24 protein-coding genes and 1 pseudogene are annotated in these 21,578 nt (G+C 44.8%); all 25 read right to left on the bottom strand.

Features of this window, described 5'->3' with window-relative positions; genetic code table 11:
• Positions 1-9 precede the first annotated feature (9 nt).
• The 25 genes and pseudogenes from K401_RS0114590 to flgB all read right to left on the bottom strand — a co-directional run bounded on the left by K401_RS0114590 (position 10) and on the right by flgB (position 21,426).
• Positions 10-783 carry a sigma-70 family RNA polymerase sigma factor gene (locus K401_RS0114590; RefSeq protein ID WP_024293641.1) on the bottom strand — a complete coding sequence of 258 codons (774 nt, stop codon included), beginning with the start codon at positions 781-783 and terminating at the stop codon, positions 10-12.
• 35 nt (positions 784-818) lie between these two features.
• Complete coding sequence (flhA, locus tag K401_RS0114585) at positions 819-2,888, bottom strand: flagellar biosynthesis protein FlhA (RefSeq protein WP_024293640.1); 2,070 nt, start codon at positions 2,886-2,888, stop codon at positions 819-821.
• A 41-nt stretch (positions 2,889-2,929) separates the two neighbouring features.
• Positions 2,930-3,991, bottom strand: coding sequence for a flagellar biosynthesis protein FlhB (flhB, locus tag K401_RS0114580; protein ID WP_024293639.1), 1,062 nt, complete (start codon positions 3,989-3,991; stop codon positions 2,930-2,932).
• 130 nt (positions 3,992-4,121) lie between these two features.
• On the bottom strand, positions 4,122-4,883 hold the full coding sequence (fliR, locus tag K401_RS0114575) for a flagellar biosynthetic protein FliR (protein ID WP_024293638.1): 762 nt from the start codon (positions 4,881-4,883) through the stop codon (positions 4,122-4,124).
• Between the two features lie 18 nt (positions 4,884-4,901).
• Positions 4,902-5,162 carry a flagellar biosynthetic protein FliQ gene (locus tag K401_RS0114570; RefSeq protein WP_024293637.1) on the bottom strand — a complete coding sequence of 87 codons (261 nt, stop codon included), beginning with the start codon at positions 5,160-5,162 and terminating at the stop codon, positions 4,902-4,904.
• 14 nt (positions 5,163-5,176) lie between these two features.
• A complete protein-coding gene (gene fliP, locus K401_RS0114565) occupies positions 5,177-5,839 on the bottom strand; it encodes a flagellar type III secretion system pore protein FliP (RefSeq protein ID WP_024293636.1) in 663 nt (220 codons plus the stop codon).
• A gap of 11 nt (positions 5,840-5,850) precedes the next feature.
• Positions 5,851-6,207 (bottom strand): flagellar biosynthetic protein FliO, encoded by a 357-nt coding sequence (locus K401_RS0114560; RefSeq protein WP_024293635.1) that lies wholly within the window; start codon positions 6,205-6,207, stop codon positions 5,851-5,853.
• A gap of 16 nt (positions 6,208-6,223) precedes the next feature.
• A pseudogene (fliN, locus tag K401_RS34065) lies at positions 6,224-7,583 on the bottom strand (flagellar motor switch protein FliN).
• Between the two features lie 49 nt (positions 7,584-7,632).
• A complete protein-coding gene (gene flgC, locus K401_RS0114550; protein ID WP_024293634.1) occupies positions 7,633-8,079 on the bottom strand; it encodes a flagellar basal body rod protein FlgC in 447 nt (148 codons plus the stop codon).
• Between the two features lie 24 nt (positions 8,080-8,103).
• On the bottom strand, positions 8,104-8,463 hold the full coding sequence (locus tag K401_RS0114545; RefSeq protein ID WP_024293633.1) for a response regulator: 360 nt from the start codon (positions 8,461-8,463) through the stop codon (positions 8,104-8,106).
• A gap of 49 nt (positions 8,464-8,512) precedes the next feature.
• The gene (locus K401_RS0114540; RefSeq protein ID WP_024293632.1) at positions 8,513-9,532 is read right to left on the bottom strand and encodes a flagellar motor switch protein FliM; all 1,020 of its coding nucleotides are present in this window, start codon (positions 9,530-9,532) and stop codon (positions 8,513-8,515) included.
• A 22-nt stretch (positions 9,533-9,554) separates the two neighbouring features.
• Positions 9,555-10,343 (bottom strand): OmpA/MotB family protein, encoded by a 789-nt coding sequence (locus K401_RS0114535; RefSeq protein WP_024293631.1) that lies wholly within the window; start codon positions 10,341-10,343, stop codon positions 9,555-9,557.
• Positions 10,344-10,393: 50 nt separating this feature from the next.
• Positions 10,394-11,212 (bottom strand): motility protein A, encoded by an 819-nt coding sequence (locus tag K401_RS0114530; protein ID WP_024293630.1) that lies wholly within the window; start codon positions 11,210-11,212, stop codon positions 10,394-10,396.
• A gap of 33 nt (positions 11,213-11,245) precedes the next feature.
• Positions 11,246-11,449 carry a flagellar FlbD family protein gene (locus K401_RS0114525; protein ID WP_024293629.1) on the bottom strand — a complete coding sequence of 68 codons (204 nt, stop codon included), beginning with the start codon at positions 11,447-11,449 and terminating at the stop codon, positions 11,246-11,248.
• 66 nt (positions 11,450-11,515) lie between these two features.
• Positions 11,516-13,117 carry a flagellar hook-basal body complex protein gene (locus K401_RS31890; RefSeq protein ID WP_024293628.1) on the bottom strand — a complete coding sequence of 534 codons (1,602 nt, stop codon included), beginning with the start codon at positions 13,115-13,117 and terminating at the stop codon, positions 11,516-11,518.
• A gap of 84 nt (positions 13,118-13,201) precedes the next feature.
• The gene (locus K401_RS0114515; protein ID WP_024293627.1) at positions 13,202-13,576 is read right to left on the bottom strand and encodes a TIGR02530 family flagellar biosynthesis protein; all 375 of its coding nucleotides are present in this window, start codon (positions 13,574-13,576) and stop codon (positions 13,202-13,204) included.
• 32 nt (positions 13,577-13,608) lie between these two features.
• Positions 13,609-14,169 (bottom strand): flagellar hook capping FlgD N-terminal domain-containing protein, encoded by a 561-nt coding sequence (locus K401_RS31885; RefSeq protein WP_024293626.1) that lies wholly within the window; start codon positions 14,167-14,169, stop codon positions 13,609-13,611.
• Positions 14,170-14,184: 15 nt separating this feature from the next.
• The gene (locus K401_RS0114505; protein WP_024293625.1) at positions 14,185-15,465 is read right to left on the bottom strand and encodes a flagellar hook-length control protein FliK; all 1,281 of its coding nucleotides are present in this window, start codon (positions 15,463-15,465) and stop codon (positions 14,185-14,187) included.
• A 77-nt stretch (positions 15,466-15,542) separates the two neighbouring features.
• Entirely contained in the window at positions 15,543-15,992 is a 450-nt protein-coding gene (gene fliJ, locus K401_RS0114500) for a flagellar export protein FliJ (RefSeq protein ID WP_024293624.1), read from the bottom strand.
• A 21-nt stretch (positions 15,993-16,013) separates the two neighbouring features.
• Positions 16,014-17,315, bottom strand: a complete 1,302-nt coding sequence (fliI, locus tag K401_RS0114495) for a flagellar protein export ATPase FliI (RefSeq protein WP_024293623.1) — start codon at positions 17,313-17,315, stop codon at positions 16,014-16,016.
• 14 nt (positions 17,316-17,329) lie between these two features.
• Positions 17,330-18,103, bottom strand: coding sequence for a FliH/SctL family protein (locus tag K401_RS0114490; protein ID WP_024293622.1), 774 nt, complete (start codon positions 18,101-18,103; stop codon positions 17,330-17,332).
• Entirely contained in the window at positions 18,096-19,100 is a 1,005-nt protein-coding gene (gene fliG, locus K401_RS0114485) for a flagellar motor switch protein FliG (RefSeq protein WP_024293621.1), read from the bottom strand. The genes K401_RS0114490 and fliG overlap by 8 nt, the downstream gene beginning before the upstream one ends.
• Positions 19,090-20,691, bottom strand: a complete 1,602-nt coding sequence (fliF, locus tag K401_RS0114480; RefSeq protein WP_024293620.1) for a flagellar basal-body MS-ring/collar protein FliF — start codon at positions 20,689-20,691, stop codon at positions 19,090-19,092. Before fliF ends, fliG begins: the two co-directional genes overlap by 11 nt.
• A 25-nt stretch (positions 20,692-20,716) precedes the next feature.
• The gene (gene fliE, locus K401_RS0114475) at positions 20,717-21,028 is read right to left on the bottom strand and encodes a flagellar hook-basal body complex protein FliE (RefSeq protein ID WP_024293619.1); all 312 of its coding nucleotides are present in this window, start codon (positions 21,026-21,028) and stop codon (positions 20,717-20,719) included.
• A 17-nt stretch (positions 21,029-21,045) separates the two neighbouring features.
• A complete protein-coding gene (gene flgB, locus K401_RS0114470; RefSeq protein WP_024293618.1) occupies positions 21,046-21,426 on the bottom strand; it encodes a flagellar basal body rod protein FlgB in 381 nt (126 codons plus the stop codon).
• Positions 21,427-21,578: the final 152 nt, after the last annotated feature.

Genomic DNA, 21,578 nt, shown 5'->3' with positions numbered 1-21,578 from the left:
CCTTTCCTGTTACCCATTTATAAAACCCGTCAGATACAGCTTCAGCTTTTGAATCGCATTAGAATGAATCTGTGAGATTCTCGGCTCGCTGACATTCATGACCTGTGCAATCTCCTTCATATTTAATTCGTCCATATAATACAACGAAATAACCTTTTGCTCATTTTCTTTTAAATTATTTATTGCATGAACCAGGATCTGCTTAAATTCTTCCTGCAGATAATGATCTTCTGGTTGTTCATTTTCATTGACAGCCGGAAGCTGCACCGTTTTTTTATTGTCGTTTCCTGCCTCCAGAACCATATCCAGGGACAGCACACTGTAGACATTGGTTTTGCCAAGGGCTTCCTGGTATTTTTCCAGGCTGATGTCCATATATTCCGCGGTTTCCTTTGGAGAAGGAAAACGGCCCAGGCGGTTGCACAATTCCATAACCGCATTATCCAGCTCCTTGGCATTCTTCCTCACACTTCTTGGAATCCAGTCCTGCTTTCGCGCCATATCAATGATCATGCCGCGGATCCTCTTGGAAATGTAGGTTTCAAATTTAACGTTCATTTCCGGATCAAATTTCTCAATTCCGCTCATAATGGTCAGCACGCCTTCATTGACAATATCCTCCACCTGGGCAAAGCTTAAATATACATCCCTCATCTGAATGGAAATACTTCTGACCATATACATATAGCGCATGACCAGCTCATGCTTCATCTTGATATCTTTTGTCCGCTTATATTTAATTAATAAATCTTCATTGGTATATTGGGTGAAATCCTGTTCCATTCCGACTAACACCGCCTTTCTGACATAATACCCTGTCAAATGGTGATATTTCCAACTGCCTGAATCTGAATATTATTTGCAATCTCGTTAAATGAAAGGACATATACATTGGGATAGAACTGTTCGATCAAACGGTAAAAATACAGTCTGACAACCTGGCTTGTAAGGATGACCGGCTTTTGATCTAAGTCGCTGAATTTCTTGATCTGATCCCCCAGCTGACTGACCACAGACTGCATTACATCCGGACTGAGGGCCAGATAAACGCCCTGTTCTCCCTTTGCCATGCTTCCGATAATGTTTTTTTCCAGCTCTGCATCCAGAGTAAGAACCTTCATTTGTCCTCCGTCACAGAACATCCTGGTTATGGTCCTCTTTAAGGCAATTCTAATATTCTCAGTAATAACATCCATATCTCTGGTAGTTGGAATCGAGTCTACAATGGTTTCCAGTATAGTCTCCATATCCTTGATGGGTACGCCTTCCTTTAAAAGATTGTTGAGAATCTTCTGGAAGCTGCTGTAAGTAAACTGATTTGGAAACAGTTCATCAACCAGTTCTGCAGAATGCTTCTTTACGTTTTCTAACAGCTGCATGACCTCCTGACGCCCTAACAATTCATAGGCGTGCTGCCTGATGGTTTCAGACAAATGAGTCAGCATAACGGAAAGGGGATCAATGACCGTATAACCGTATATTTCCGCCATTTCCTTGTTCTCAGGACGGATCCACTTGCTTGGGATTCCATAAGCCGGTTCCACTGTTTCGATCCCGTCAACTTCCCCGGAAAGAGTGGGAGGCTCTAATGCCAGATAATAATCCACCAGGATCTCTCCTCTGGCCACTTCTTCGCCCCTGATCTTAATAATATACTGATTGGTGTTTAAGCTTGAGCTGTCCCTCAGCCTGACGGAAGGTATGACAAATCCCATGTCCTGGGCATATTGCCTTCTGAAAATGACGATCCTGTTAATCATCTTGCCGCCGCTGTTTTCATCAATCAACGGAATCAGACTGTAGCCGAATTCCATTTCTATAGGCTCAACATTGATGAGCGAATATACATTGTTTACATCCCGGTAATAGGATTCTTCATCTGCTGCAGGCTGAGCACTTTCTTCCATCATGGAGGCTGCCGCAGTTTCCTGGTTTCTCACTGCCGCCTGCCTTACCTTCTGCTGCAAATGGTAACCCGCCGCCACCAGCATGACTGCCATAATCGCCAGCTGAACCTTTGGCATTCCGGGAACCAGTATGAGAATGGCCATAACAAAGCCGGTGATCATAATGGCATTAGGCTGAGCCAGGAACTGAGCAGAAACGTCTTCATTCAAGCTGCCTTCTGAAACAGCTCTGGTAACGATCATACCTGTGGCCGTTGAAATCAAAAGAGCCGGAAGCTGAGAGACAAGTCCGTCACCCACTGTTGCAATGGAATAAACGGTTAAAACCTGGTCAAAGGGCATATTTGACTGCACCATACCAATGATGGTTCCGCCGATAAAGTTAATGGCGGTAACGATTATGGACATGATGGCGTCTCCCTTTACAAACTTGGTAGCACCATCCATGGCTCCGTAAAAATCCGCTTCTTTCTGGATCTTATACCGTCTTAATTTGGCTTCCTGTTCATTGATCAGGCCTGAGCTTAAATCCGCATCAATGGCCATCTGCTTACCCGGCATGGCATCCAGAGTAAATCTGGCCGCAACCTCTGATACACGCTCCGTACCCTTTGTAATAACAAGGAAGTTTACCAATACGAGGATCAGGAATATGATAAAACCAACGACTATATTTCCCTGTAATACAAAATCACCAAAGGCCTTGATCACCTGGCCGGATGATCCCTGGTGGGATAAGATGTTACGCGTGGTAGACACGTTTAACCCCAGACGCAGCAGGGTGGTAACCAAAAGCAGAGCCGGAAAGATGGAAAACTCCAATGGCTCTCTTATGTTCATGGTTATCAATAAGATTATCATGGAAAGAGAAATATTTATGATAATCATTACATCCAATAAAAATGGAGGCAATGGGATAATCAACAGAAGTACGATCGTAATAACAAAAAATACTACGGAATTTTTCAGTAAATTCTTCATTCTTTTACACCATTTCTTTCAAGTATCTCTGCCGCTTTTATCTACTCAATAATCTTGTTATTCATACGGTATACGTAAACAAGAATTTCGGCAACCATGCCGTAATATTCCGGCGGGATCTCAGCTCCCACCTGGGTGCCGGCGTAAATCCCTCTGGCTAAGGGCTTATTCTCAAGCACATACACCCCATTTTCCTCACCTACTGCTACAATTCTAAGAGCCAGTTCATCCTGGCCTTTTGCCACCAGTACAGGTGCACTGTCCTTTTCAATATCATACCGTAACGCCACCGCGTAATGGGTAGGATTACGTACAATCACATCTGCAGTAGGGACCGCCTGCATCATTCTGGAACGGGCACGTTCTCTCTGAATGTTACGGATCCTCCCCTTGATTTCAGGGTTTCCTTCCGTCTGTTTGTATTCTTCCTTTAATTCCTGCTTTGACATCTTGATCTGGCGTTCAAAATCCCACCACTGGTAAAAATAGTCAAATCCGGCAATTGCCAGAAATATGATAGACACCTTTACGATCATTTCAAGAATGGCATTCAGCACATAAACCGCTGAATCCTGAAGTTCCATGTCAATGGTCCTCGCCACCGCTCTTAAATCCCCTTTAATGATCTGGTAAAGGATCAGGATCAAAATTGTGATTTTTATTATGCTCTTTAACAGCTCCACAAGGCTTTTAAACGAAAGGATATTCTTGATACCTTTAAGCGGGTTCAGCCGGTCGAATTTAGGAGCCATATTACTTTGGGTAAAAAGAAATCTTGTCTGTACTCCTGTGGCAACCACTGCCAAGAGGACCGAAACCAGAAGAATGGGAAGAGAAGCCTTTGCAACGGCTACCACCGTATCTATATATGCCTTTGTCGTATAATCGGACAAGGTCTCAGCCGATGCTGCCAGGCTTACGTACTTTATCATGTAATTCCGCAGGGTTTTGTACATGAGCGGAAACAACAGCTTAAGCATCATGAATATGCCGAGAAGGGAAGCAACCATTACCACATCTTTACTGACGGCAACGTGGCCCTTCTTTCGTTCATCCTTCCGTTTTTTCGGTGTGGCTTTCTCGGTTTTTGAATCACCTGCCATTGCCGTTCATCACATCCTTTCCTCTTTTCCGGACATGCTTTCCGGACAGGGACCGTCCAGCTTTAGGGCCTGCCCCGCTTTATCGGGCACCAGGCGTCAAGTTTATACCCGCAGGGTGTTTACTAAACGCTTATAAAAGCCTGATCATGCTCTGGACCGTAAGAAGCATCTGAGTTATTACATCGCCCAAATAATCTGACATGGGAGAAAACAGGAAAACCAGCATAAGAAGCCCAAGTATGAGCTTTGCCTGTATATTTACAACAAACACGTTGATCTGAGGAATCATTTTCATCAGGATTCCAACTGCTATTTCCGTTATAAATTCAATTGCTATAATAGGAAATGAAAATTTAATGGCCATGATTATGCATTGAATGAATACCTCAATCATCGCCCACGCCACTTTTGTTCCTAAAACTACCTGCCCGTAGGGAACTGTCTCGGCAGATTTGATAAGCAGCTTGATCAGAGCCAGATGGCCATCCACCGCAAAGAAAAGAAGAATGAAATACACATTCCAAAGGCCTCCGGTAATAGCGACCTGAGCGTTGCTCTGAGGGTCATAGATTGTTGCCATGGACAATCCCATCTGGAAATCAATAATGGAGCCTGCAAAGGTGATGACCATGAGAAACAAGTCCATAACAAAACCAATGATATAGCCCATGATAAACTCTTTTATTATCAGTACCGCAAATTCTATGGAATTGACCGGTTCCGGTACCTGGGCTGCTGAAAAGGAATAGATCAGGAGAGTGAATACCATGACCATTCCGCCCTTTACAACATTGGGAATATTCCTTCTTCCCAGAATCGGATTCAGCAGGATAAAGCCTGACATCCTCATGAAAATCAGGGAAAACAGCATCATTTGTCCTATTTCCGGCATTTAAACATTCCTTTCCCTTTATCCTAACATGGTGCTGAAAATATGTATGGTAAAATCGCAAAGAGTATCCATCATATTGCTCCCCATCATCAAAAGGATCAGCCCTATGACGATCAGCTTGGGGACAAAAGTAATGGTCTGCTCGTGAATCTGTGTTGCGGCCTGCAGAATGGAAATAATAACACCGATCACCATACTCACCACCAGTACCGGACCAGCCAGCTTTACAGCCAGCCCAAACATCTCATACATCAAACTGCTAAGTGCAACTTCCGTCATATTCTATCCTCCCGTCAGTAGTGAAAACTCTTCACCAGATTTGTAAACAAAAGCTCCCAGCCATTCACTGTCACGAATAAAAGCAGCTTAAAGGGAAGGGAAATCATAGCCGGAGGAAGCATGACCATACCCATGGACATAAGGGTACTTGATACAACAATGTCCACCAGCATAAATGGCAGGAAGATCATAAAACCGGCCGTAAATGCCCTTTTTAACTCAGAGGTCATAAATGACGGAATTACCACTGTCATTGGAAGATCCTCTATGTTTTCCGGCATATCCGTATTTGACAAATCAACAAAAAGATTCAGGGTCGTTTTCTCTGTCTGCTTCAGCATAAACTTCTTCATAGGAGCCTGAGCCCGGTTCAGGGCCTCTCCCTGGCTGATTTCCTCCTTTATATACGGCTGGTAAGCGTTGGTATTCACATCCTTTATTACGGGATCCATAATAAACAAAGTCAAAAACAGCGCAATCCCTACAAGCACCATATTGGGAGGAGTCTGCTGGATTCCCAAGGCATTTCTGGTAAAAGATAAGATAATGACAATCCTGGTAAAGGATGTCATCATCACTAATATAGAGGGCAGCAATGAAATGATGGTCAGAATGAGAAAAAGCTCCAGGGTCGGCACCCTTCCGCCGTTTATATTAACCAAGGCATCTGTATTCATTCCATTCCTCCTCACAAATCTTTCTTGTGTCTGTCTGTGTATTTCTTTAATATGTTTTTAAAATTTTCGTACCCATCTGCCCCAAAAGAAGGAGGAGCACCTGTCTCTTTGGGAACTTCCTCTTCAGAAAGCTCCGCAAGCAGAGTTATTTGAGAAGAAGCAATACCAATCAGATAATAACGGCTCCCAGCGCGGATAACCGCTACTGCTTTATCCTGTCCAAGGGGAAGCCTGTCCAGCATCTGCATACAGGTTCCGCCCCGCTTCATACCGATTCCATTTCCAAGGCTCTTTGTAAACAGATGACTTAAGTATAGAACCAAAATGGTAAGAATCAGTACCGATGCCAGACTAATTATACTGCTCAATAAAGCCACTTCCTCTCTAATCTACGTTCTTCTTCGTGATTTCCGTGATACGAATGCCGAAATTATCGTCAACCACGACCACATCACCTTTGGCGATACACCGGCCGTTTACATATAAATCCACCTGATCACCAGCCAGCTTGTCCAGTATGACCAAAGAACCCTTGGTAAATTCAAGAATTTCCTTTACCAGCTTTCTGGTTCTGCCGATCTCAACAGAGACCTCCAGAGGCACGCCCATGATCAGTTCCCGGTTTTCCTCCTGCTCCTCATAAGTCGCCTCGCCTTCCCGTAAACTGTTCTGGGGAATCGGCTTGACGTTTATGGTCTTAGGTTCCTGAACTTCCTTCTTTGGAGTGCTTTGCTGCCCGCTTTGCAGCTGCAGGATCATCTGCTGCATTTGCTGTATCATCTGCTGCTGCATCTGCATCTGCTGCATCATCTGCTGAACCGCCATCCGGTCCGTTTCGGACATCTGACTTGCGGGAGCCATAGACGGAGCCGGCTGCTGCTCTGTTTTAGGTGGTTCCGGAGCCATGCTGCCCGCCAAAAGCTTCTCGATCTCTTCCTGTGATAAAATGCCGCCACTTGAATGAACTGGCTCCGGTGCCTTTTGAGGTTCTGGGGCCGGTTCAGGCTGTACGCTGCCCGCTAAAAGCCTTTCGATCTCTTCCTGAGAGAGAATTCCTCCGCCTGACATGGAAGGGGCCGGCTCTGGAGCCTGTGTTGGTGTTGGGGCCGGTACCGGTGCCGGAGCTGGTTCCGGATCCTGTGCCTCGTTCTCCTGAGGAAAAAAGTCCTCCAACCAATTCCTTTGCAAGGCTTGGAGGCATTACATTAATAAACTCACTTTCCAGCTGGTCTGCAATCTTTAATGTGAATCCCACGACTACCATAAGGTCTTCATTATGATAATATTTTTCCTTGAAATCATTGATATCTGCAATTTCAAAGGAAGTTGGGGTTGAAATATTAACGGTCTTACTTAGGAATTCAGACAGAGCCGTTGCAGATGAACCCATCATCTGATTCATGACCTCACAAATAGCACTGATATTCAGTTCATTCAGCTCAAACTCTTCCTCAGGGGTTTCCATCCCCATCAGCATATCTACAATTACTTTTACATCATGTCTCTTTAAAAGCATGAGATTACTTCCGCTAAGTCCTGCTATGTAAGTAATCTCCACCCCTATCGCCGGTTCCAGGTTTGAAATTTCAAATTCATCCTTTGACAATACCTTGACCACTGGTGTGGTGATATCAACTCTGGCATTGAGCATGGTAGATACTGCTGTGGCTGAGGCACCCAGGCTTATATTCAGTATTTCACCTATGGCATCAATCTCAAATGCGCTAAAATTCTTCGAATCCATACAACTCTTCTCCCTCTATACTCATTTAGCCCTCTATGCCATATACGCATTACTTCCCGATTTCCAACGCCTTGGAAGCCATTGTCTTCACTGCATTAAATGCAGTTATGTTGGCTTCATAAGACCTGGTTGCAGACATACTGTCCACAGTTTCCTTAATCAGGTCCACATTAGGCATCTGCACATAGCCATTTTCATCCGCATCTGGATGTTCCGGGCTGTAGACGGACTTGAAGGGACTGGTATCTTCCACGATCTGTGAAACCCGAACTCCTCCGGTGCTCTGCTGCCGGCCTAAACCAGCCGCATTCATCAGGACCCTCCGGAAATTGTTTTCACTCCTGGCCTCAAGAACTACCATCTTTCTCCGGTAAGGGCCACCGGCTTCTGTCCTTGTAGTATCAATATTTGCAATATTCTCCGATGCAATATCCAGCCGAAGACGTTGTGCCGTCATTGCCGACGCACTGATGTTCATAGAACTTAAGAACGACATATGTACCCTCCTCCAGTATAAGACCTAGCCGATGATACCTGTGACTGTTTTCAGTATACGGTCTGGTTTGAAAGGTTTCACTATAAAGTCCTTTGCGCCGGATTTGATCGCTTCGATTACCATACTCTCCTGTCCCATAGCGGAGCACATAACAACAGCCGCATTGGGCGCTTTGGCCTTGATAAGCTTTAGTGCCTCCAGCCCATCCATATTGGGCATGGTAATATCCATGATTACCAGGTCCGGATTAATTTCTGAAAACATCTGTACTGCCTGCGCTCCATCGGAAGCTTCATACAAATCGGTATATCCGTTCTTTGTCAAAGTATCCTTAATCATCATTCTCATAAAAGCCGCATCATCTACTAATAATATTTTCGCCATTTCTTTGCATCTCCTTTTATCATCCTTAATTCTTTATGTAATCCCTGACTCAGCTTTCACCGGTCTGGTAATTTCCTTCTTCAACAAGGTCTTCGATCCGAACCGCCACATTCCGTTTATGGACGCCAAGCTGGCCTCTGAACCATGGCTGGTTTTCCACATACAGCTGTACGTTTGAATCCTTCGGGGTGCCTAAATTAATGACATCTCCCACATGAAGATTGTATACATCATCAAGGGTAATCACCGCTTCTCCTACCTGGGCATGAACCAGTAAATCGGAAGCCTTAATGCTGTTCATGATTTCCTGTTTATTATCCTGACTGTTAGCCTCATCCCCCATAGCACTGTGCTTCCGTTTATCCATGGTATCAAAAATGTTCATGAGCAGATTTCCCGGAATGCAGACATTAAGTCTTCCTGAGCACTCCTTCATATCTACATCAATGACAACGATAGCAATGGTTTCATCCACACCAATTTCCTGGAACATGCTTGGATTTTCCTCCAGCCTGTCCAGTTCAAAATTCAGATTAATATAGCTTGACCACGAATCCTTTAACGCACCTATTATATATTGGATCACTCTTCGGTATAAAACCACCTCAATTTCCGTATAGGTATAAGATGCGTCAACAGCCGTATCATCTCCCACTCCTCCCAGCATGCGGTCAATAAGGCTTAACATCAGTGTCATGCTGACATTGATCAAAAGCGGAGGGTTCTTGGAATTATCCGGCAGCGATACATTGACAATCGTAAGAACATCATTATCACCAAGCGCATTGCCAAACTCATAATACCTTTGTTCCTCTACAGTAACTACCGACAATTCACTGGATGTACGGAATAAACTGTTGATCTGGGAACCGGCAATTCTGGAATAATTGTCAAAGATACTTTTTAAAATTTTTAATTTATCCTTTGTAAACTTTTTAGGACTGTAAAAATCATACTTCCTGTATTTTATTTCATTTTCTTTCTTTTCAATCTCCTCGATAGGCTCATCTGTTCCCTGCAGGGAATTGAGCAGCGCGTCAATCTGACTTTGGGATAATATTTCAGCCATCTGTTTCACTCCCGCTAATTATTTAATTGCCTGTTTCTTCCTGACTGTTATGATATACCTGGTTATAGTATTCCTCCAGGGACTTTTCTACCGTATCATTCTTGGTTATCAAGATTTCCACACGACGGTTTTTGGCCCGTCCGTCTTCCGTATCAAACTGCGCAATCGGACGGAACTGTCCAAAGCTTAAACCCACCAGCTTTTCCGGTGAAACGGCATTTTTGCTTTGGAGATAGATAATAACTTCCGCGGAACGCTGGGCAGACAGCATTCTGTCATTACGGATATTATTCGGCCTTGCCGGGTTCCCTTGGGATGTATGCCCCAACACCTGAACTTCTTTTATAGAATTATTTGCCTGTAACATAGCAGCAGCAAATTGATCGAGAACGTCTTTTCCTTCCTGCCTGAGAACCGAACTGTCTCCGTCAAAAAATACTTTATCACGAAATGAAATAAATGTGAAGCCGTCCCCTCGACTAATTTCCACACTATCCTGCATATTTCGCTCCTCAACGATCTGTTTCAAGACCAGATACAACTCATCGAAATCTGTAGCCCCGCCGCTCTCGTCGGGAATGCCGCCTGTCAAGTCCCCCTCGCCTTCCGTTACCTTGGCATCCAGTACAACCTGGTCCGATTCTTCCAAGGCGCTGGGATTAAAGCTTTGCACCAACAGCTTCCATTTGGACTGGTCAACGGAGGACATAGAATACAGAAGGACGAAGAAGCACAGCAATAATGTAACCATGTCTCCATATGTATCCATCCAGCTTCCAAGCTCTTCCGGCTTCTTATCTTTCTTTATCATACAACCACCTGTTTCCCTGTTTTAAGTAACCGCCCATGATCCAAAAGGGCCTATGATGCTGCCGAAGCATCTTCTTTTCCGGTATTGCCGGTTTTTTTCTTCATAATTTTATTCTGTTGTCCCTGGGACAGATAAGACAGCAGCTTTTCTTCCAGATACTTGGGATTATCTCCTGCCTGGATGGACAATACGCCTTCAATAATGATTTGTTTATATAACATTTCCTCATCATTTCGGATACGAAGTTTTTTTGCCATCGGTCCAAACAGCAGATGGGCCAGAACACAGCCATAAAAAGTGGTAATCAAGGCAACCGACATATCAGCTCCCAGACTGTTTGAGCTTCCGCTTTCCATATTCATACTCTTCAGCATATTAACAAGTCCCACCAAAGTGCCGATCATACCAAAAGCCGGAGCCACTGAGGTTCCCTTTTCGTACATGCTGACATCCTGATCATGGCGCTCTGACATGGCTGCCACCTCACTTTCCAGCATTTCCCTGATCTTTTCTGCATCCATTGCATCCACGATCAGCATAACGCTTTGCTTAAGAAAGGGGTCCTTAATTCCGTTCGCCTGTTCCTCTAAGACTAAAAGTCCTTTTTTTCTGGCTGTCTTAGCCATCTCCACCAGGGTGTCAATGACCTTTTCCGCATTGTACCTTTGGGGACTGAGCATGATTCCGATATGCTTCGGAATCTGTGCAAGAACTTTGAATGGGTAGCTGGCGATCAAAGCTGCGATTGTACCTCCAACAACAATGATAACACTGGGCATATCAATGAAATTTCCGATTTTCTCCATCCCGATTCCATAAATAATCAAAACAATTCCCAATACCCAGCCAACAATCAACGATATATCCATGAATAACCTCCCATAGCCCAGGCAATGCCTGGATTAAACTTTCATTCTCTGCGCGCATGCATATATTCGGGCATTATACTCAATCACTCGGTTTATGATCTCATCTACACTTTCTTTTACCACATAGTGCTTTCCGCTGACCAATATTACATTTGATTCCGGTATGGATTCAACCCTTTCAATCTGTCCGCAGTTAATTACAAATTCCTCGTCATTGAGCCTTGTCAGACGAATCATAGCTTTCTCTCCCTTTAGTCCGGGGAGGCGGCCTCCGCCTCCCCGAATCACTGTAAAAGCATATTATTAACGCTTCATATTAACCAGTTCGTCAAGCATTTGGTCTGTTACCGTAATGATCTTTGAGTTCGCCTGGAACCCTCTCTGAGTGGTGATCATCTCGGTCATTTCCGTAGCCAGATCAACCTTTGCCTGCTCTAAATAATTGCCAAGGATACGTCCTTCCGTTCCTCCGCCCTCATAAACGCTTACATTTCCGGTATTGGCGCCAAGAGTATAATAGTAGCCGCTGTCTTTTTCAAGACCGCCTGTATTCTGTACGCCTGCCAGGGCGATCTTACCGATTACAATGGTAACACCATCCTCAGAATTACCAACCACCGTACCATCTGTCTGAATCTTATAATTGGTTAAGGAGGCCAGGGTGTCATCTGCCGAAGCATTGCCAACTGCTGTGGAAGTAGCTGAATTCTGAGCGGTTGTCAATGTTTTCTCTGCATTTTCCACTGCCGTTTTAGCCGCAGTCAGCTTTGCTGATGCCGCATCAACTGCCTGCTTTGCAGAATCCCGCAGGCCTTCCGGAGATTTGTCCTCAATCTTTGACAGTTCTGTCTGAATTTTATCCAGTGCAGCCTTTGTTGTGGTATAAGCGGTTTTCTTTGTCTCGTAATCAGGATCTGTAGAGGAATCCGACATAATATAAGCCGAGTATGCCGCTGTGTAATCCGTCACAGCTTCATTTAATTCCGTTACTTTAGTCGGATCTAAGGCAGTTGCTTTCCTAACGTTGGCCTGGGCTACAATAAATGCACTGTTTGCCTCGTCATATTCTGTCTTTTTGTCAAGATAATCTGTCTTTGCAGCTGTGTTGTCCTTGTCCTCCAGCCACAACCGGTATGCATCATCCATGGCAGTCTTTTTTGCATCCATATCGGCTTTTGCTGCATCTACGCCGGCGGCAGCATATTTCGTGTTATAATTATCGTTGGCAGTAATGTAAGCATCCCTTGCATTTCCCAACTCTGCATCCATTGCATTAAATAATGCTCTTGCCTCTTCCAGATTCTTTTTTGCTTCTGCAATTTTATCCGCGGCTTTCTTATCGCTTACACTTGCCATATCAGACTTTGTCGGGATTTTTAGGGGAGTCAGGGCCGTTGTATCAAAGCTGGAGCCATCGGTTAAGTCTCCGGTTCTTGTAAAGCCGTACACATAATTACCTGAATCATCGGTCAGATAACCGTTTCCATCCACCTGGAACTTACCAACTCTGGAAAGATACAGACCGCTTGATTTAAGCGCATCTTCTTCACCAAGGGGGAGAGATCCACCGTTAATCATGGGACCTACGATAAAGAACCCGGTACCGTCAATCATACAATCCAAGCCACTGGCAGAGGGAGCCATGCCTCCTTTACCAAAGTCATATGAAATGGAACCTGTGGTAACTCCATATCCTACCTGTCCTGCATTGGTTCCGCCGTAGCCTCCTGTCTCGGTGCTGCCTCCCGAGCTGGAAGATGTGGTCTGGTACATGGTGTCCTTAAAAGACATACTCGCCGCTTTGTATCCCCATGTATTAACGTTAGCTATATTGTTTCCGATGATATCCATTTTTGACTGGTGAGCCCTAAGACCTGCCACACCAGCGAACATTGATTTGACCATACAATATGTTTCCTTTCTTTTGTGTAATTACCATCCTTCCCCAGTCAATCGGACATGGGGGAAAAGCCTCCATAAATGGTCCAGCTATAATAAGATGGCGCTGTCAATATTTGTAAAAATGTTTTCCTTCATTTCGCTTCCTGACATGGTGGTTACAACTGTGTTGTTGGGAACATTCACAATAAACGCTCCCTTTTCGCTGATAATAACCACATCTTTTGCACCTTTTGACCGGGCTTTTTCCACTGCGGACTGCAGGTCATTTAAAAATGGCTCCGACATCTCAATTCCGCGCTGGTTGACCCGCTCTGCAGCATGCCTGGAAAATTGAAGCTCGTCCTTGCTTCCAATACGGCTCTTCAGTACATCGCCAAAGCTGCTGCCGCACTGGGACGCTGCTGCCGCACTCCGCAGTTTCAGCTGCCTGACATCCTCATATTGGTTTACTTTGTTTATCATAGTTCCTCACCTCCGTCTCCCTCAGCAAAACTCTACTGATTCGTATCTGTGTCGGCATTTGGATCAACAGTTGTATCAGTATCCGTATCAGTGTCGGTGTCAGTATCCGTGTCAGGGTCCGTCTCTTCAACATCCTCAGAAGGAGCATGTCCCTTTTCATAAACAGACATAACATTGGCAATGGAATATCCGGTATCATCATCATCATTGATGTAAAGTGTGGGAATACCGCTGAAAATATCCACTCTTGTTACTGTTCCAGTGATCTTTTTTAGCTGACCGGTTTTATCTGTGGTGGCAAGCATTACCTCTTTTCCCATCATGGAAGTTCCATAGTTAATGGTATTGATCTGGGAAAAATCTTCCATAGCGGTGGAGAAATTGTTCATTGCCTGCATCATGGCGATCTGGGTCATTTGAGTCATCATCTCCGAGTTGTCCATGGGATTTGACATGTCCTGATTTTGAAGCTGTGCAGCCAGAAGCTTAAAAAAACCATCCGTTGTCAGCTCGCCGCTGCTTGAAGTTGTGGAGCTGCTTGTAAGTGCGTTTATAAGAGAACTGTAGTTGTTCACTGAACTTACATCTGCCATCTTTTCTCTCCTTATCTATCGTGTTTCGCTGTCTTCCGTATTGCCTGTTTCAAAGATTCCAAGTCTCAGCTTTTGGATGAAATCCTCACGGCTTTCTTCCTTCCTGTTTTCGTGCTGCGGCTGGTGCTGTTCCTGTCCGCTGCCCTGTTCATTCTGATTGTTCAGATAATCTGCGCCCTGCTTGTCCACCAGAATCTGAACCGGACGTTCCAGATTGTTTTCCAGAATCGACCCTAATTCTCCGGCTGACTGGGATAACAGTTTTAAGGTTCTGCTCTCTGAACACAGAACAGATACGCTGACCTGGCTGTCCTCATAAGAAACCTTGATTCGGATCTTGCCCAGATTATGAGGCTCCAGCTGTACATCCAGCTCTCCTCTGCCTGCTTGGATCTGTTTTAAAATCTGCTGGGACAGTTTTGACTCTAATCCTTCCAGACTCTCAGCATTTACCGTCGTATAAGCGATCTCATCCTTTTGGGGCTGAATATGCAGGACACGATTGGGTTCATGAGAGGTTTCCCGTGAAATTCCCGGATTTTCTTCCAGCTTCTTTTCGTCTTTCTCAACAAAAGCCGTTTTCTCCTCTGACTTCCCTTTTTGTACAGGCATAACTGCCTCTTCCTCTTTTCTCACCGGGACCGTATCAAATGTCCCATTGAGCTGCATTGCTCCCAGAATGCCATTTTCGCCTTCCTGGTCAGAACCTGCTTCATTGGCCTGTCCCAAACCTTCCAGGCTCAAAGATTCCTTTTGGCCTGCGGATCGCTTTGGCTCTGCCATTGCCGGCATTCCAATTTCATCTGCCAGACTTATATCAGGCATCTTTCCCCCTGCTTCCGGTAAAACGGCTGCCGCAGCATCTTCCTCAAATACAAGCTCTTGTCCGGGTTTCTCGGTTAAATTCTGAAACCGGAGCTGGTTCAACGCCTGGAACTGATCCAAGGCCTGCGTCTTTTCGCCTTCCTTAAGCATCACTCCCTGAACGTTATCGGTCCCAGTGTCCTCCGCCGGTTTCTGGCCCAGCCCCTGCCCCATCAATCGAAGCATTTCTCCCGGATTCTGCGTTTCCACCGCTCCGGCAGCCACCAGAACCGCTGCAGTTTCAACCGCCGCGTTTTCTGTCATGTTTCCGGAATCCTTAGTTTCTTCATTTCCGCCGTCTTTCTTCTGGCTCTTGCTTTTCAGCATTGTCTTGAAACCGGAAAATCCATCTACTGCCTTTTCTTCCTTCTTCCGTGTCCCCGTCATCTGCCTTGTCAATAAGTCTATGCTGCTGTTTTTTACTTCCGCCATCTTTTCCCTCCTTTCCTTTTAGCCGTACGGCATATGATTTCTATGGTAAACTGCCAAAGCTTGTTTCTCCGGCAGAATCACCTGTTGCTGCGAACTGACATGGTGTTGGAAACAAATTCCTCAATGAACAGTTCTTCACTGCGCTGTACTTCTTTGTTATACAAAGTCAGCTTTTTTTCTTTTAATTTCTCAATGGAAGCTTTCTCTTTTCTGGCTTCTACCACCTGGAAGCGCTTCTGCTCCTCTTTTCTTTTAAGCGTCAGCAATACTCCCTGTTCTGCCAGGATCTTCTTCTCCATATGGGTGATATATGTTTCATATTCACGCATGGCATTGATGGAAATCCCTGTCTGCGCTTCTTCTTTAAATCTTACACAGGCAGCATTCCTCTGGTCGGCCAGCATATTGATCTTATTCTCCTGCTGCGCAACCTTGGCCAGTATCTGAGCATGTTCGCTTTTCAAATTGTCTAAAGCCTGATCCTTGTAATTTAAAACCGTATCAAGAGGGAAGTTAAATTTTTTCATCTTCATCCTCCTTTCCAAAGCCTACGCTAAGATCGATTTCATCTTAATCAGTATATTTTCATAGGTGTCATTTTCCTGAATCCCCTGGCACAGGAACTGGTTGACCTTGTCAATCCTGGCAATAGCCAAATCCAGCTTGGGATTGGTTCCGCTTTTATATGCGCCAATTGAAATCAAATCTTCATTTTTCTCATAAATGCTTAAGATATCCCTGATTTCCGAAGCAAGTTTCCGGTGTTCCTCGGACACGATATTGGTCATCAGACGGGAAATACTGGCGCTTACATCAATGGCTGGGAAATGATTTGCATTTGCCAGTTTTCTGCTTAAAACGATGTGTCCATCCACAATACCTCTTACGGTATCTGCGATGGGTTCATTGGTATCATCACCTTCCACCAGAACCGTATAAATTCCGGTAATGGAACCTTCCCCAAAATTACCGCTTCGTTCCAGAAGCTTGGGAAATTCCGCGTATATGGAAGGAGTATATCCTCTGGCCACCGGCGGTTCCCCGATGGCAAGGCCTATTTCTCTCTGAGCCATGGCAAACCGTGTCAGAGAGTCCATCATCAGCAGCACATCCTTGCCCTGGTTTTTAAAATATTCCGCTATGGTGGTTGCCACCAGAGGGCACTTCATGCGAAGCATGGCCGGCTGATCCGATGTAGCCACCACCAGGACAGATCGCTCCATCCCTTCCGGCCCTAAATCCTTTTCTATAAATTCCCTTACCTCTCGGCCTCGCTCGCCTACAAGGGCCACCACATTGATATCAGCCTTAACGTTTCTGGCGATCATTCCCAAGAGAGTACTCTTACCAACTCCGCTCCCTGCAAAAATTCCGATACGCTGCCCTTTTCCAATGGTATTCATTCCATCAATGGCTTTGACTCCGAATTCCAGCTTGTCCGTAATGGGAGGACGGGTCAAGGGATTGATATAGGGGTTTTCCACATAATAGTATCTTGAAGAATCAAAGGGGCCTTTTCCATCCATTGGTTCTCCCTTTGCATCAATGATCCGTCCTCTTAAAAAATCTCCTACCGGGATCTTTAAACGGCGTTTCGTATTGCGCACAAAGCTGCCCGCGGCAATTCCATTCATATTTTCGTAGGCCATAAGCTGGATTTTATCATCCTTAAAGCCCACTACTTCTACGGGAATCTGCTCTTTCCTGTCTTCGTTATAAATATAGGCAATGTCCCCGATACTGGCCTTTCCGCCGGAGGCTTCCATAGACATCCCCACAATATTTTCGATCTTTCCGATGTGATCAACGGTCTCAGTCTTCATTATGAGATCAGACAGTTCTTTAAACATGAGGACACCTCCTGCTACAGTCTTGCGTTATTGAGAATTCCCTTTATATTTTCGATCTGGGTATTCACGCTGACATCAATAATCTCTTCCGGCAATTCAATGATACAGGTGCCATCCTCCGCATGATCCATGGCAATAATTTTGATGTTTCCAGAAATATGGGACAATTCATTTAGCAAGCCCACATCTCCCTGTATCATCATCCCTGCATCCTTTTGCGAAACATAGATTTTCACCCACTGGGTCTTTTTCAGCTTACCGGCAGCGGCAGCGATCATCCGCTTGATGATCTCTCCGCTGGATTTTAAACTGGTCTGAATGATCTTTTCTGCTATGGTCAAAGTAATTTTCTTCAAATCATCCATATATCTTTCCAGAATTCTTTCTTTCTCTTCCGTAACACATTCAATGGTGGTCTTCATGGCCGCCTGGAATTCTTCTATCTTGAGATCCAATTCCGCTTTATGATCCTCATAGGCTTTCTTGCAACCTTCCGAAAACCCTGCCTCATAGCCTTCTTCATACCCTGCCGCCTTCGCCTCAGCACGGATCTTTTCTGCCTCTTCTTTGGCTTGATCCGTAATCTCCCCGGCCATTTTTAAAGCATTTTCATAATATACTTCGGCAGCCTGAAGATATTCCTCATCAGCATCGTCCCGGAACTGCTCAATCTTTTGCTCTTCCTCTTCTTCCGTTTTTGCCTTTACTATGATATCTTCAAACGCCAGGTCAAATCCATACTCTAAAACATGACTTGAAAGCTGTGCGCCCTTAATAATATTAGACAATGATATCATCCTTTCCGCCCTTGCTGATAATCAGCTCGCCTTCTTCCTCCAGACGCCTGATGATACCAACAATTCTCTGCTGAGCCTCTTCTACATCTCTTAAGCGGACATTGACTGTAACTTCCATATCGGACTGAATGCTATCCTTCATACGGGTTGACATATTACTGAAAATAACATCTGCAATCTGCTTATTTGCATTCTTAAGCGCATAAACCATATCTTTCATATCGCATTCGCGGATAAAACGCTGGATGGAGCGGTTGTCCATGGTGATGATATCCTCGAATACGAACATCTTTTTGCGAATGGTATCTGCCAGTTCCGCATCTTTTCTGCCCAACTCGTCGAAGATAAGCTTTTCGTTTCCCCTGTCCATATGGTTCATAACGTTTGCAATATAATCGATACCGCCAACCGTTGTGTAATCGGTGGTAAGAATGCCGGAGAACTTCTTCTTTATCTCACTTTCCACAAGCCTTATTGCCTCAGGAGAGGCACTCTCCATCCTGGCGATGGACTCCACCACCCGGAAACGTTTTTCAGGCGGAAGCTCGGAAATGAGCTGTGCTGCCATTTCTTCATTTGTGTAGGAAAGAACCAGGGCAATCGTCTGTGCCCTCTCATGCTGCAGCACTGAAATCAAATTCTTTGAATCGCTCTTTCTGATGAACCCAAATGACCTGGATTTTAAGGACTGAGTAACCTTCTGAAGCAGGCTGTTTGCCGTGCTTTCCCCAAATGCCTTTTCCAAAACCGTTCTTGCATATTCCAGGCCTCCGTCAGTGACCACTTTCTGTGTCAGGCAGGTCTTATAAAAATCATCCAGTACGGCTTCCGTTGCATCAGCTTCCACATGCCCCAGTTTTGCCACTTCAACGGTTAATTTTTCAATGTCTTCCTCACTCAGGTACTTATATATTTTGGAAGCCTTATCCACACCGAGTGAAACAATAACTATTGCCGCTTTTTGCTCAGGCGTTAAGTTAGTTGTCATTATTGTTTCCTCCGTTCAACCATGTTTTCAACAGCTGGGCTGATATCTCAGGATTTTGTTCTGCAAAGTCACGGACACTTTCACGCAGCTCTGCACCCCTGTCCTCTTCGGGAACCAGGATCTCTCTTTCTCTTTCGTCTTCCTGTTCTTCCGAAAGTTCCGGAAGAATGGGAACATCCTCCTGACTGTCTCCCATATCCGCCATAAGAGCTTTTTTCTTTCTTCTGCGTCTCACTGCAAGAATTATGATCAGCAAGAGCAGGAACACTCCTGCCAGTGCACCGATTAAAATCCACTGATTTACAAGAATACCATCTGTTCCTACCTCGACAGGAGTTTCCGGCTGTTTCGGAACATCCACGGTGTAGAAGGGCGCTGCAACAGCAGTGATTTTCTCCGCCCGGTCTGCCTGAGCAATTCCTGCCGCATTACCGGCCAAATTCCGGATATCATCAGCCGTCAAGGTTCCGAAACCGTTTCCATTCACGATTACAGAAACCGTTAAATTCTCCAGACTGCCGGGATTAACCTGTCCCTGTTCCTTGATCTGGTTTAAAAGATACTTTCTGGTCAGGCTGCTGGAACCATAAGCATTATTATCCCCTGCAGCTCCTCCTGCATTATACTGAGGAATATCCGCATTGGCCTCTGATCCGGCCACTCCGGAAGCGGTCTGCCCATCTCCTGAATACTCCCGGTATATGGATTCCTCAGAAGTAAGTCCCGTCTTATCATTCTCGTCGATCTTCTCCGGTACATTGTATACAGTACTCTCCCGGATCAGCTTTTCCATATTTACAGTGCCTTTTACGGATACGCGTACATTTCCATTTCCGTACACAGGTCCCAGGACATTCATAACCTTTGCTGCAATCTGGTCTTCTATAAGCTTTGCGATCTCTTCTCCTGTCTTTCCAGAATTTATATCCTCTTCCCCGGAATCAGTAGAGACCTCTTTTCCGTTGCCGTCAAACACTGCAACATTTCCAATGACCATACCAGGAATACTTCTTGAAATAAGAAGCTGAATGGATTTGGCCTGTTCTTCTGTAGGGGAACCGCCGTCTTTCATCACGACAACAGCCTGGGCACTCGCTTCCTGCGCATTGTCTTCCGATAATGCGTACTTGGAAGTTTCTCCCAGGGCTATGGTTACGTATGCTTCCTGAACCCCATCGAACAGCTGGATCGTAGACCCAATTCTTGTTTCCAAATCATAAAGCTTAAAGGTCTGACGGTCTGAGTCAGTTGTCATAAGGTTTACATTGTTTTTGAATACATCATATGTAAAGCCGCTTTTGGGATATCCCTCAGATACCAGCTTTGCCTTGGTCATATCCATCTGGGCTGTCGGCACCAGAATATCCCCATCATGATATTGATAGTCAACCTTGTCTTCCTGCAGCTTACCTATTATTTGTTTCGCTTCTTCACTGCCAACGCCTGTAAACATGACATCATACGGCTTTTCCCGCATGGACAGTGCCATAATTATCGCGCCGGCCACAACAGCCACGCCTACAACAGAAGCAATTATAATCTTCTTTGCTTTGTCACTTAACTTACCTAAAAATCCCTTAATTTTTTCCATCGTGCCTGTCCGCCCCGTTATCTACTTATATATTAATTCTTATCATCTCATTATAAGCTTCCAGCGCTTTATTCCTAAGGGCTGTTAAAAGCTCTGCCGATAACTGGGCCTTTGCCGCTGCCGCCGGTACTGTGTGGGCATCATCGATCTGCCCTGTGGACAGCAGGTACTCCTGCATTGTCAGATTTTCATCCGTACTTCTGACGTTCTGAATCGCTTCTTTAAATATATCCTGAAACATGGTGCTTCCGGTTTGTCCGGAAGTCACCTTTTTTTCACTTCCTATGTCCGCAATGGAACTTATGGGGACCATTGGCGTTATAAACATCTGCTGCATTGTATGTACCTCCTGTTTTAACCTTTAATTATTGTACGAAGCCTGGTTATCTCACTGTTTAATGCATTGATCTCATATTGGTACTGAAGAGTGGTCCTTGCCAATTCCACACTTTCCACATCCGTATTGACGTTGTTTCCATCCATTCGGGCGGACTCATCATGTGTATTTCGTACAAAGTATCTGGAACCATTTATGATATTGCCGATATCCTTAGAAGTACCCTCTCTTCCTGCCATCAGGCGTTTGCGAAACTCATCTTCAAAGGTTACATATTGGGCTTTATATCCAGGAGTGTCTCCATTGGCAATATTGTTCATGGTTATCTGCTGCTTTGACCAGAGATAATCTAATGTTTTCTCCGCCATGGAAATGTTGTTTCCAAATATTGAATTCATAATTTTGTTCCTCACTTTTATCACTTCCGGCAAAGCGCCTGAGAAGTGTATTTAGCTGAATAAAAACTGCATAACAGTTAAATATCGACAGCCTTTTCCCAAAATCGATTTTTTTTTGTAATTTTTTCTACTTTATTTTACATTTTATTACA

This window comes from Lacrimispora indolis DSM 755 (genome assembly GCF_000526995.1).
Classification (GTDB): domain Bacteria; phylum Bacillota; class Clostridia; order Lachnospirales; family Lachnospiraceae; genus Lacrimispora; species Lacrimispora indolis.
This window is presented reverse-complemented; position numbering and strand designations above follow the sequence as displayed.